The organism is Myxococcota bacterium (genome assembly GCA_041389495.1).
Classification (GTDB): Bacteria; Myxococcota_A; UBA9160; order UBA9160; family UBA4427; genus JAWKRT01.
The window spans coordinates 2,393,777-2,405,375 of sequence record JAWKRT010000001.1; the positions used below are offsets into that span (position 1 = coordinate 2,393,777).

Annotated in this window: 10 protein-coding genes; 2 read left to right on the top strand and 8 right to left on the bottom strand. The window is 74.3% G+C overall.

Annotated elements, in window-relative coordinates; genetic code table 11:
• The first annotated feature begins 63 nt into the window (after nt 1–63).
• A complete protein-coding gene (locus R3E88_10615; GenBank protein ID MEZ4216918.1) occupies nt 64–1,287 on the top strand; it encodes a PilZ domain-containing protein in 1,224 nt (407 codons plus the stop codon).
• On the opposite strand, the gene R3E88_10620 is transcribed toward R3E88_10615, so the two are convergent.
• From R3E88_10620 to R3E88_10640, 5 genes are read right to left on the bottom strand one after another with little or no spacing between them, the layout of a single operon-like run.
• The gene (locus R3E88_10620) at nt 1,284–2,594 is read right to left on the bottom strand and encodes a hypothetical protein (protein MEZ4216919.1); all 1,311 of its coding nucleotides are present in this window, start codon (nt 2,592–2,594) and stop codon (nt 1,284–1,286) included. The genes R3E88_10615 and R3E88_10620 overlap by 4 nt on opposite strands.
• A gap of 52 nt (nt 2,595–2,646) precedes the next feature.
• Nucleotides 2,647–3,615, bottom strand: coding sequence for a ketol-acid reductoisomerase (locus tag R3E88_10625; protein MEZ4216920.1), 969 nt, complete (start codon nt 3,613–3,615; stop codon nt 2,647–2,649).
• Between the two features lie 29 nt (nt 3,616–3,644).
• Nucleotides 3,645–4,256, bottom strand: a complete 612-nt coding sequence (locus tag R3E88_10630; GenBank protein MEZ4216921.1) for a glutathione S-transferase family protein — start codon at nt 4,254–4,256, stop codon at nt 3,645–3,647.
• A complete protein-coding gene (locus R3E88_10635; protein ID MEZ4216922.1) occupies nt 4,253–5,329 on the bottom strand; it encodes an SGNH/GDSL hydrolase family protein in 1,077 nt (358 codons plus the stop codon). Before R3E88_10635 ends, R3E88_10630 begins: the two co-directional genes overlap by 4 nt.
• Nucleotides 5,330–5,344: 15 nt before the next feature.
• A complete protein-coding gene (locus R3E88_10640) occupies nt 5,345–6,829 on the bottom strand; it encodes a carboxyl transferase domain-containing protein (GenBank protein MEZ4216923.1) in 1,485 nt (494 codons plus the stop codon).
• A gap of 128 nt (nt 6,830–6,957) precedes the next feature.
• On the opposite strand from R3E88_10640, the gene R3E88_10645 reads away from it, so the two are divergent.
• Complete coding sequence (locus R3E88_10645; protein MEZ4216924.1) at nt 6,958–9,195, top strand: molybdopterin-dependent oxidoreductase; 2,238 nt, start codon at nt 6,958–6,960, stop codon at nt 9,193–9,195.
• Between the two features lie 19 nt (nt 9,196–9,214).
• On the opposite strand, the gene R3E88_10650 is transcribed toward R3E88_10645, so the two are convergent.
• The 3 genes from R3E88_10650 to R3E88_10660 form a co-directional block, all read right to left on the bottom strand.
• Nucleotides 9,215–9,991 carry an FkbM family methyltransferase gene (locus R3E88_10650; GenBank protein MEZ4216925.1) on the bottom strand — a complete coding sequence of 259 codons (777 nt, stop codon included), beginning with the start codon at nt 9,989–9,991 and terminating at the stop codon, nt 9,215–9,217.
• A 77-nt stretch (nt 9,992–10,068) separates the two neighbouring features.
• Entirely contained in the window at nt 10,069–10,485 is a 417-nt protein-coding gene (locus tag R3E88_10655; GenBank protein ID MEZ4216926.1) for an SRPBCC family protein, read from the bottom strand.
• A gap of 38 nt (nt 10,486–10,523) precedes the next feature.
• Nucleotides 10,524–11,447 carry a phytanoyl-CoA dioxygenase family protein gene (locus tag R3E88_10660; GenBank protein MEZ4216927.1) on the bottom strand — a complete coding sequence of 308 codons (924 nt, stop codon included), beginning with the start codon at nt 11,445–11,447 and terminating at the stop codon, nt 10,524–10,526.
• Nucleotides 11,448–11,599: the final 152 nt, after the last annotated feature.

Consider the following 11,599-nt stretch of genomic DNA (forward strand, 5'->3'; position numbering starts at 1 on the left):
CCGACCGAGGAATCCCACCCCCGCCGCGCGGCGACGGACCCGGCGGCCGAGCCCGCACCCGACGTGCTCGTCGTCTACGACGGGCACGAGCTCGACGACGTCTACGCGCTCCTCGACGAGCTCGGCGCGCGCCCGGTGCGCGCTCGCCTCTCGGGCCCGACGCGCTTCCGCGGCTGGTCGCGGCCGCCGCTCCTGTTCGTCATCCCCGCCGCCGAGGCGCTTCGCATCGAGCTGCCCGAGGCGATCGCACTCGCGCGCAGCACGCGCATCGCGGTCGCGGACACGAGCTCGGAGGCGCTCCTCGGGCGCATCGCCCGGCTCGGCTACGACTACCTGCTGCGGCGCCCCGTGCACCCCGACGTGGTGCGGCTGCTCCTGCAGCGCGCGCTCTATCGCGGCGCCGACGCACGCCACGACGTGCGCCGTCCGGCGGGCCAGCGCGTCGGCCTGCGCGTCGGCTGGCGCACGCTGCCGGCGACGCTCGTCGAGTTCTCGGCCGGTGGCGCGCGCGTGCTCGTCGCGGCCGACGTCGCGGTGCGGACGGACGCGCGGCTGCGTCTTCCCCGCCGCCTGCTCGGAGGTCGCTCGGCTTCGATCGCATGCCGCGTCGTGCGGCGTCGCGGCGACTCCGCTCCGGGCGTCGTCTCGCTCGCGCTGCGCTTCGACGAGGCGATCGAGCCGCGCGCGCTCGCGAACCTCTCGCGCGTGCTCGCGGGGCGCGCCGTCGGGCCGGTGCTCGCGCCGTCGGCGTCGTGGATCGAGCGCTGGATCGAGCGCTTCCGGTCGTGGCGCGGCCGGGCCGCACACGCGCCGGGCAGTCGCCGCGAGCCCGCGGTCGCGGCGATCGAGGAGGCGCCCTTCGAGGAACGCCGGCAGCTGCGCCGCGCGGCGCTCGACCGCGAGGTCGTGGCGCTCGACGCGGAGGCGCACGCCGCGGCGCGCGTGCTGGTCGGCCGCGACCTCTCGCTCGCCGGGATGCGCGTCGATCCCGAGCCCGATCTCCGCGTCGGCGACGCGCTGCGCATCGCGCTCTACGACCCGCTCGGCGCGCCGATCGAGCTCGACGCGCGCGTCGTGCGCGACGACGGGGAGCGCGGGCTCGCGCTCGCGTTCGAGAACCTGACGAGCGCCGCGGCCGGGCGCCTGCACGGGCTCGTGGACGAGCTGCCCGATGCCCGATCCGGTGCGCCGACGCGTGCGGCGGGCCCCGGCGTCGAGCGCATCGATCGCGCGGCGTGCGAGCGCGTCGTGCTCGGACGCGTCGTCGAGGCGCCGGCGGCGCGCTAGGCGCGCACCGCCTTCGCGACGTCGCGCATCGCCACCACGCGGCCGCGCGGCGTCTCGATCCCGCCCTCCGGCAGCAGGAAGCGCCAGTACACCATCCCGAACGGTCGGCCCTCGGTGTCGAGCCAGTTCGGAACGCCCGGGTCGCGGTGCGCGACGACCATGCGGAAGCGCCCGTCGGCCCCGAGCGTCGTCTGCTTGCGATTGCGCGAGATCGTGCGGTGCGCGTAGTCGTAGCTCTGGAGCGTCGGCGTCCAGAGCACGACGTTGGACATCCGGCACTTCGGGAAGCGGCCCTCGATCACGAGCGCCTCGTCGGGGCCGAGCTGGTACGGCGCCATCGTGTAGGCGTTGTCGACCGCGGAGAACGCGAGGTCGCCGGGCTTCTCGGGCGCGTTGAACTGGTTGGGCACGCTCGACACCCACGAAGGCATCTTCGACGGGTCGCGCGGTGGCTGGTCGAGCGTCTGCCCGCGCACGTAGCGGGCGACGCGCCGGATCGCCGCCGCGACGGACGCGTCGCTCGGCGTCGCGGGCGCGGGGTGTTCGCCGAGCGCCTCGATCGACAGCGGGATCTGCTTCGTGAGATCGGCGGCGACGGAGGTCGGCTCCTCGAAGTAGTGCCGCGTCGTGATCGTTCCGCTGCCCTCGAGCCGCAGCCAGTTGCGCGGCTGCGGCGTCGCGCTCGCGACCACCTCGTAGCTCCCGTCGGGCGCGACCTCGAACTCGCCGTCGTGGATCGCGGCCGAGACGCGCCGCGCATAGCTTCCGTCGTGCGAGCCGTCCTCGACGGTGAACGAGGTGTAGACGGCCCCGGCGGTGTTCCCGCGGATCCGGTACGTGAGGCCTGCGTCGACGGAGGTGGTGAAGTAGACGGCGTCGGGGTTGTCGCCGAGGAACTTCCGCGTCGGCGAGACGATCCGCGTGAAGACCGGATGCGCGAGGCTCTGCTCGGTGTAGAAGTCGAGCCCGGCGGACAGCCAGTGGAGGAGCACGCGGTGCGTGTCCGCCGCCTGGCCCGCACTCGCGACGCCGTACTCGGGGCCGGCATAACGTTCGCCGACCTCGCCGAGCAGCGCGACGAAGTCGCGCCACGCGTCGCGGCTCTCCGATGCGACGGGCGCGGGGGCCGCCGGCGCACCCGCGGCGTGCGCGTCGGCGCGCGCGCCCGAGAGCGGCAGGGCCGAGAGCGCGCCGGCCGCGCCGACGGCGCGCAGGAAGGCGCGGCGCTCGAGCCGGGGCAGGGCAGTGGCGGGCGGCGGATCGGTCGGGACACGGGCGGGATCGGTCTCGGGAGTCGGGTCGGTCACGGAGCCTCCTGGTGTCGGGGGTGTCTCGGCGCGCGCGGGTGCGGGCCGCGCCTCAGTCGGCGTCGAGCCCGAGCGTGCGCCGCACGCCGGCCTCGAACGCGCGGATCGCGGGCCCCGCGTGCTGCTCCTCGAGCGCGTGCAGCCGCGGCTGGCCGGCCGCGCTCTCGGCGTCCCACTCGTCCGCGAACGCGCCGGACGCGATGTGCGCGACGATCTCGCGCATGACCGGCCCGAAGTCGAGCGCGTCGTAGCGGCCGCGCCGCGAGAGCTGCCCGTAGCGGCTCGCCGGCGAGTGGTGGGCGAGCTGCGCGGCGAAGCCCTCCTCGCGCAGCAGGCGGTAGTTGCGCTCGACCTCGCCCGAGAGGTGGAGCTCCGTCAGCACCGCCTCGATCGGGATCCCCTCTGCGAGCATCGCGCCGACGAACGCCTGCGACACATGCGTCAGCGCGGGCGAGAGCACCTGCTCGACGGAGAGGTCGAGGATCGCCTCCTGGCGCGGCGTGAGGCCGATCGCGCACTGCGCGAGGCCCCCGATCGCGTGCGCGACGGCGAGCGTGCGCGCGAGCGCGGTGCCGGTCGCGTCGCGCTCGATGCCGAGTGCGGTCAGGAAGCCCGCGCCCTCGACGTAGCAGCGTCGCACCTCGGGCCCGAGCATGCGCGGCGCGACCATCGCGAGGTCGCCGTCGGGTGCGAAGCGATCGAAGGCGAGCGTGTAGCCGCTCGCCACGATCGTGAGCGCGTGCGGCTTCGGCGCGAGGCCGAGCCGCGGGATCGCGTCGTCGGGCACGAGCACGCACAGCACGTCGGCGTCGCTCGCGTCCGCGATCGCGCCGACGGCGAAGCCGTCGGCTTCCGCCGCCGCGCGGCTCTCGTCGGCGCGCGCGTGGACGGCGACGTCGACGCCCGAGTCGCGCAGGTTGAGCGCCCACGAGCGGCCCTGGTTGCCGTATCCGACGACGGCGACGCGCTGCCCGTCGAGCGCGCGCGGGTCGGCGTCGGAGGAGCGGTAGATCGTCGTCATCGCGCGTTCCTCCCTCGGAGCGCGCGAGCCTACACCCGGGGCGCTCCTCCGTGGCGCTCTTCGAAGCTCGCGTACCAGCGGTGCAGGTTGCGGTGGCTCGCGTCCACCTCGACGCCGAACATGCGGCCGAAGCGCATCGCCGCGAAGAGCGTCCCGTCGGCGATCGTCGGGCGATCGCCGAAGACGAAGGGCGCGTCGCCGACGCGCTCGTCGAGCAGGGCGAGCGGCTTCACGAGCGCAGTGCGCGCCCACGCGGCCATGCCCTCGTTCGGCTCGACCCCCGGCAGCGGCGAGCGCGTCGAGTGCACGAGTCGTCCGACGGGGAGCAGGATCGACGTGTCGATCATCCGCTCGAGCGAGCGGATGCGGAGCCGCTCGAGCGGCGTGCGGCCGATCATCGAAGGCTCGGGATGGAGCTCCTCGAGGTACTCGAGGATCGGCAGCGACTCGGCGACGAACTCGCCGTCGTCGAGCTCGAGCACGGGGACGCGCCCGAGCGGATTGCGCGCGAGGAAGGCCGGATCGTGCTGCTCGCCCTTCGGCAGCACGACGATCTCGCGCGCGAGGTCGAGCCCCTTCTCCTTCAGGAAGACCTCGACCTTCGTCGGGTTCGGAGCGAGCGGAAACGTGTGGAGCTTCATGGTTCCTCCCGGGAACGGTGGCGGGCGCGAAGGCGTGGAGCGAGCGAGTCGACGATCGTGCGCGCGTAGAGCCGCGAGCCTTCCGCGGTGACGTGCATGCCGTCGTAGAAGAGGTGCATCGGCGCATCCCAGTCGGCGCCGCTCGCGCGGACCGCGGCGTCGAGGTCGACGACGAGCGCGCCGGTCTCCGCGCCGACTGCGCGGGTGGCTGCGTTGAAGCGCGCCTGCGCGCCGACGTTCGCCCAGGCCGGCGTGAGTGCGTTCTGCGTCGCGGCGAGGGGCTGTGTCGCGAGGACGGGCTCGATGTCGAACGCGCGCGCCACGCCCACGAACGCGCGCAGGCGGCGCGCGAAGGGAGCGACGGGAATCGCCGCGGCGCCGGGCCCCGTCTCGCGCGCGGCGACGTCCGCGGCGAGCGGCTGCGGCACGAGCGCGTAGGCCGCGAGACGGTGGCGCGCGAAGGCGACCACGAAGGAGCTGCGCGAGGCGACCGTCTCGAGCCAGCGCGCGGCGACCCGCGCGTCGAGCGGGACGCCCATCGAGCTCGCGTAGCCGTCGGCCGTCGCGAGCACGCCCGTGTCGTTGGTCGCGTGCATGACGAACACGACGTCGGGCGCGTCGGCGACGACGTGGTCGAGCAGCACGTGGAGGCTGTCGTGCAGGTTGTTGCCGGAGACGGCGGCGTTCCACGCGACGGCCGGGACGCCGCGCGCGCGCAGCCCGGCCTCGACGAGCGCCGGGAAGCGCACCTCCGCGTCGAGCGCCGTGCACTCGGTCGTCGAGCCGCCGAGGAAGGCGATGCGGAGCGCAGTCGGGTCGGGCGGCCCGTCCCCGCGCGCCGCGCCGCGGAGGTAGCCGCGCGCGTCGGTCGCGAGCGCGACGCGCGGGTGCGCGGGGTCGATCGCGCCGCGGTCGTACACGCGCTGCTTGTCGCCGTAGTGGCGGCGCAGGCGCACCAGGTAGTCGGTCTCGCCCGCGTACGGGTTCGACCACGCGAGGCGGAGCGCGCCCTCGGCGACGAGGACGCAGAGCGCGCTCGACAGGAGCAGGGCGAGCCCGCGCGCGCTTCGCATGCCCGCGCCGCGCGCCTAGCGACCCGCCGGCTCGCGCCCGCGCGCGAGCGCGAGCGCCCCGAGGATCGCGTTGCGCAGCTCGCGCGGGTCGATCACGTCGTCGACGCCGAGCCCGTTCGCGAGCCGGTAGGGCCCCGCGCGCTGCGCCTCCTCGGCCGCGCGCTGCGCGTCCTCGTCGAGCTTGGCCGCGCGGCCGCCGCTCGCGGCCGGCATCGAGGCGAGGTTCACGCCGGGGAGGGTGAAGGTCATCGTCTGGTGGTCGAACGGCGTGCCCGCCATCGTGACCATTCCGAAGCCGAACGCCTTGCGCATCGCGACGTAGATCTTCGGGCCGCGAAGCCGGCGCTCGCTGCGGAACATCTTGCCGCCCCACTTGAGGATGCCCTCGCGCTCGGCCTTCGTCCCGGCCATCACGCCCGGGTTGTCGGCGAGGAAGACGACGGGGTGGCCGAACGGGTGGAGCGTGTCGAGGAAGTCCATCGCCTTGATCGCGGCGGCGCTGTCCATCGCGCCGGCCTTGTGCGACGGATCGTTCGCGACGATGCCGACCGCGCGGCCGCCGACGAAGGCGAGCGCCGTGATCACCGACTTCCCGTAGCCCGGCTGCACCTCGAGGTAGCGGCCGTCGTCGACCACGAGCTCGATGACGCGGCGCATGCGGTAGGGCAGCCGGTCGTTCGGCGGGAGGATCGCGAGCAGCTCGTCGAGCGGCCGCGGCCCCGTGTCCGCGCCGTCGCGACGCGGCAGCGCGCCGCCCGCATGCGAGGGGAAGTGCGAGAGGTACGCGCGCGCGAGATCGATCGCGGCCGCGTCGTCGGCCGCGACGTTGTGCACGGAGCCCGCGATCTCGGCGCAGACCTTCGGGCCGCCGAGCTCCTCCTTCGTCACTTCCTCGCCGGTCGCCGCCTTCACGAGCGGAGGCCCGCCCGTGAACATCGCGCCCGCCTCGCTCATCACGACGAAGTCGGAGAGCGGCGCGGCGAGCGCGCCGTGCCCGGCCGATGCGCCGAGGACGAGACACACCATGGGCACGTGGCCGTTCAGGTCGGCGAGCGCGAGCAGGTCGTTGGGCGCGCGGCCGTGCCCGGTGTCGGTGAGCCGGTGGCCCGCGCCCTCGAGCATCATCACGAGCGGGACGCGCTCCTGCTTCGCGAGCTCGGCGATGCGGTGGCGCTTCGCCGTGCCGCCCGCGCCGATCGAGCCCGCGAGCGTGCTGAAGTCCTCGACGCCCGCCATCGCGGGGCGACCGTCGATCGCGCCCGCGCCGCACACGAACGCGTCGGCCGGGACGCCCTCCTGGTTGCCGACGAGCCCGCCGATCTCGACGAACGTGCCCGGGTCGAAGAGGCGCAGGATGCGCTGGCGCGCGTCGAGCTTGCCGCGCGCGTGCAGGAAGCGCTCGACGCGCTCGGGCCCGCCCATCGCGCGCGCGCGCGTGCGCTCGGCGTCGAGGCGCTCGAGCAGCGGCTTCCAGTCGTCCGTGTAGTCGCGCTTCGCCACCGCCTCGCCTCGCCCGTGCGCGTCGTGACCTCGCCGCACGCGCGGAGCGAGGGGCGCGCAGCCTACCGCAGCCGGCGCGCGCGCGGCTGCGGTTGTCGGCGGCGGCGCGCGCGCCGTAGAGTGCGCGCGTGGCGGCCCGCTGGTTCCACCGCTCGTGTCCGATCTGCGAGGCGTCGTGCGCGCTGCGCGTCGAAGCCGACGTCGAGGCGCGGCGCGTGCTGCGGATCGAGGGCGACGCCGACGACCCGATCAGCCGCGGCCACCTCTGCCCCAAGGCCTTCGCGCTGCGCGGCGTCCACGAGGATCCGGACCGCCTCCGGCGCCCGATCGTGCGCGACCGCGCGTCGGGCGCCTGGCGCGAGGTCGGCTGGGACGAGGCGATCGACACCGCCGTTCGCGGGCTGCGCGACGTGCAGCAGGCCCACGGCGCCGACGCGCTCGCGGTCTACATCGGGAACCCGAGCGGGTTCGACGTCGGCTCGATGCTCTACAACGGCTTCGTGCTCGGCTCGCTCGGCACGCGCCGCATGTTCTCCGCGGCGACCATGGACCACTTCCCGAAGCTCTTCACGTCGCGCGTGATGCTGGGCAAGGGGTCGCTGCTGCCGATCCCCGACGTCGACCGCTGCGACTACTTCCTCTGCCTCGGCGGCAACCCGGTCGTGTCGCAGGGGAGCCTGATGTCGGCGCCCGGCATCCGCTCGCGGCTGCGCGCGCTGCGCGCGCGCGGCGGGCGCTTCGTCGTCGTCGACCCGCGCCGCACCGAGAGCGCGCGCGAGGCGGACGAGCACCTCTTCATCCGTCCGGGCACGGACGCCTGCTGGCTGTTCGCGGTCGCCCACGTGCTCTTCGCCGAGGGCCTCGTGAAGACCGGACGGCTCGGCGCCTTCGTCGACGGCATCGAGCGCGTGCGCGAGCTCGCGCGCGACTTCGCGCCCGAGGACGTCGCGGACGCGACCGGCATCGACGCCGCGACGACGCGGCGCATCGCGCGCGAGCTGGCCGCGCACCCGCGCGCTTGCGTGTACGGGCGGATCGGCACGTGCACGGTCGAGTTCGGCACGCTCGCGAGCTGGCTCGTCGACGTCGTGAACGTGCTGCTCGGGCGCTACGACGAGCCGGGCGGGATGATGTTCCCGCGTCCGGCGACCGGGCAGCACGAGCCGGGACGCGCGCTCCCGGAGCTCGCCGTCGGCGACGTGCGCACCGTCGTGCGCGGCCTGCCCGCGATCGAGGGACAGCTGCCCGCGTCCGCCTTCGCCGAGGAGCTCGACCCTTCGCTCGCGGGCGAGCGGCGCATCCGCGCGCTCGTCACCGTCGCCGGCAACCCCGTGCTCTCGCTGCCGGCCGGCGACGCCGTCGATCGGGGCCTCGCCGGCCTCGACTTCATGGTCGCGGTCGACCCGTACCTGAACGAGACGACGCGGCACGCGGACGTCGTGCTGCCGACGCTCCCGCAGCTCGAGCACGACAACTACGACTTCCTCGCGCAGTCGACGACGGTGCGGAACTTCGCGCGCTATTCGGAGCAGGTGTTCCCGCCCGAGCCCGGCGGCAAGCGCTCGTGGGAGGTGTTCCTCGCCCTCGCCGCGCGCTGGAACGGCGCCGAGCCCGAGGCGTTCGACGACGCGATGCTGCTCGCGAACGCGACGCGCTTCGCGGGCCGCCTCGGCCTCGACCCGGAGCGCGTCGTCGAGACGCTCGCGAAGGAGGGCGAGCGCGGCCCGATGCGGCTCGTCGACCTGCAGCTCCGCTGTGGGCCGTACGGCGATCGGTTCGGCGCCGACCCCGACGGCCTCACGCTCGCGAAGCTCCGCGCGGCGCGGCGGGCGGTCGATCTGGGCGCGCTCGAGCCGCGCCTCCCCGACGTCCTGCGCACGCCCGGTCGCCGCATCGCGCTCGCCGACGCGCGCATCACCGCCGACGTCGCGCGGCTGCGAGAGCGGCTGCCCTCGCTCGCCGCGCGCGAAGGGCTCGTGCTCGTCGGGCGCCGGCAGGCGCGCGGCATGAACTCGTGGCTGCACAATGTCGAGTCGCTCGCGGCGGGGCGTCCGCGCTGCACGCTGCGCATGCACCCGGACGACGCGCGGGCGCGCGGGCTCGCCGAGGGGGCGCTCGCGCGCATCCGCTCGCGCGTCGGCGAGGTGGTCGCGCCGCTCGAGATCTCGCAGGAGATGATGCCCGGCGTCGTGAGCCTGCCGCACGGCTTCGGGCACGCGCCGCCGGGCGGCGGGACGCGCACCCGCGTCGCGAGTGCGCGACAGCCCGGCGTGAACGCGAACGCGCTGACGGATCCCGAGCCGCTCGACGCACCGTCGGGCACGGCGGTCGCGAACGGGATCCCGGTCGAGGTGGAGGCCGCCTGAGCGGCGCGCTCCCGGGGCGTCAGTCGCGCCGCTTGCCGCCGCGCAGTGCGCGTCCGACGCGGCGCAGCGCGAGGCCGGGGGGGCGATCGTAGAACTGGCGCCACGCGCGCCGCGCCGCCGTCGCCATGCGCGCGCCGAGCCCCGGCCGGTAGTCGAGCGACGGGTGGTACCAGAAGTCGTCGACGCAGAAGTTGTGGGCGAGGCGATAGCCCTTCGAGGCGAGCAGCCGCTGCAGGTCGAGGTAGCGGCCCGCGTTCCGCTCGATCGTCATGGTGAGGAACGTGTAGCGGTCGAACGGGAAGTCCTTGAGCGCCACCCACTCCGAGCCCTCGATGTCGAGGCTCATGTAGTCGATCACGGACGGCGCGCCGTGCGCGTCGAGGAGGTCGGCGAGCGGAACGGCCTTCATCGAGATCGTCCGCGTGCGCTGGCCACCCTCGTAGTCGTCGCGGCGGCTCGGCTCGGACAGCTCGGAGAGCACCGCACTCGTGCCCGGGAGGTCGAGGTTGAGCGTGAACTCGACCGTGCCCGGGACATCCGAGATCGCGACGTGCTCGACGTCGCAGCAGCGGTTCGCACGGACCTTCTCGACGCGCTCGGGGTGCGCCTCGACGCAGATCCCGCTCCAGCCGAGCTCGGACTCGAGCGCGTAGGAGTTCGAGTTCGTGATGCCGTCGGGGCCGGCGCCGATGTCGAGGAAGAAGCCGTCGCGCTTGCCGCGAAAGACGTCCTCGATCACCCACCGGTCCTGCCGGTGGTCGACGTGGGAGTAGAACTGGAAGGTCGATCGCGTCACGGGTCGGCTCGCCACCGCGGGTCCGTCGGTCGAACGCGGGCGCCGCTCAAGCGGATCGTGGCGGCCCGCGGCGACCGTCAGCCCTTGTCGATCAGGTCCTGGATCCAGCCGATCATGACGCCGTACATCGTCTCGATCGCCTTGCCCGCTTCCTCGGCCGACGCGCCGGCCGGCTCGAACTCGCACGTCCACGAGAGGCGGCCGCTGCCGCCGTCGTCGGCGACGACCATCGTCGCGCGGTAGCCGGAGACGGGGAAGGGCGGGTTCTCGGGGATCGTGTAGACGAGCGTGCGCGTCGCGTCGTCGACGCTCTCGAGATACTCGTGGATCTTGCCGTTCGGGCCCGCGAAGATGCGCACCATCCCGGGGCCGCTGCCGCGGATCTCCCCGTTCTCGCCGCCCGGAATCCAGCGCACGTCGCCGAAGGCGCGCACCACCTCCCAGACGCGGGCGGTCGGTGCGGAGAGCGTTCGCGTGACGTTGACCTGGGCCATCGGGTCCTCCTCGAGGGTGTCGACGCGCGATGCGAGGCCTAGCGAGGCTTCTGCGCGATCGGGTTGTTCGTGGGGATGTAGCGGAGCGGGTCGATCGGGTCGCTCGTGTTGCGCTCGCCGTCCCATTCCTCGCCGGCGCGCGAGCCGCGCACGATCTTGTAGTGCCGGTTCAGGAACTTCTGCTCGGTCCACTCCCAGGTGCAGGCGACGTTCGCGTAGTGCGCGGAGATGGCGCGGCGGTAGCCCTGCGTGCGGTTGCGCCCCGAGCCGTGGAGGAGGATGGGATGGAAGAACGCCGTGTCGCCGGGCCCCATCTCGAGATACACGCGCTTCCCGATCAGGTCGTCGACGCCCTTCGCGCCGAAGTAGCCGCCGTTCAGGAACTCCCAGTCGGGGTTCTCGTGGGGCACGAGCTCGCCGCGGTGCGTGCCCGGGATGGCGACGAGGCAGCCGTTCTCGCGCGTGATCGGCTCGAGCGCCGTCCACGCCGCGCAGATCGCGTCGGCCGGGCGGAAGGGGAAGTAGAGCAGGTCCTGGTGCAGCGGGTGGCGGCCGTCGACGTTCGGGGGCTTGTTGATCAGCATCGTGTGGACGGTCATCACGTCGGGCCCGACGAAGCGCTCGACGCAGTCGAGCACGGCCGGGTGCGTGCGGTAGCCGTCGAGCACCGGGTCGTCCTCGAAGTCCTGGATCTTGGCGATGGCCTCCATCCGCGAGCCCGCGGCGACGGCGCCCTTCGCGACCATCACGTCCTTCATCACGAGCATGCTGCGCGGGGGCGCGACGCGCCCTTCGACGATGTCGGCGAGGCGCTCGCGGTAGGCGGAGAGGTCGCGCTCGGGGACGAGGCCGCGCGCGACGACGAAGCCGTGCTCCCAGTAGTGGGCGAGCATCGCGTCGGTGATCGCGCTCGTCGCGTGCGCGCGGTCGGCGGGAGCGGAAGCGGGTGCGGGGTCGGCCATGGGATCCTCCAGGGGCCGGCTCGGCGTATAGCGCATCGGCGAAGCGACCGGTCTCGTCGCGCGTCCGGCCGGCGTCGCGGCGCGGCCGCACGGGAGTCGTGTGCGAGCCGTGTGCGAGGAGTGTGCGGCAGGGGGCCGCACGTCGGGCCCGC

Excerpts from the sequence above, each read along its gene's own strand:
- R3E88_10655 (MEZ4216926.1), bottom strand. The coding sequence starts at position 10,485 with ATGGCCCAGGTCAACGTCACGCGAACGCTCTCCGCACCGACCGCCCGC.
- R3E88_10630 (MEZ4216921.1), bottom strand. The coding sequence starts at position 4,256 with ATGAAGCTCCACACGTTTCCGCTCGCTCCGAACCCGACGAAGGTCGAG.
- R3E88_10660 (MEZ4216927.1), bottom strand. The coding sequence starts at position 11,447 with ATGGCCGACCCCGCACCCGCTTCCGCTCCCGCCGACCGCGCGCACGCG.
- R3E88_10635 (MEZ4216922.1), bottom strand. The coding sequence starts at position 5,329 with ATGCGAAGCGCGCGCGGGCTCGCCCTGCTCCTGTCGAGCGCGCTCTGC.
- R3E88_10625 (MEZ4216920.1), bottom strand. The coding sequence starts at position 3,615 with ATGACGACGATCTACCGCTCCTCCGACGCCGACCCGCGCGCGCTCGAC.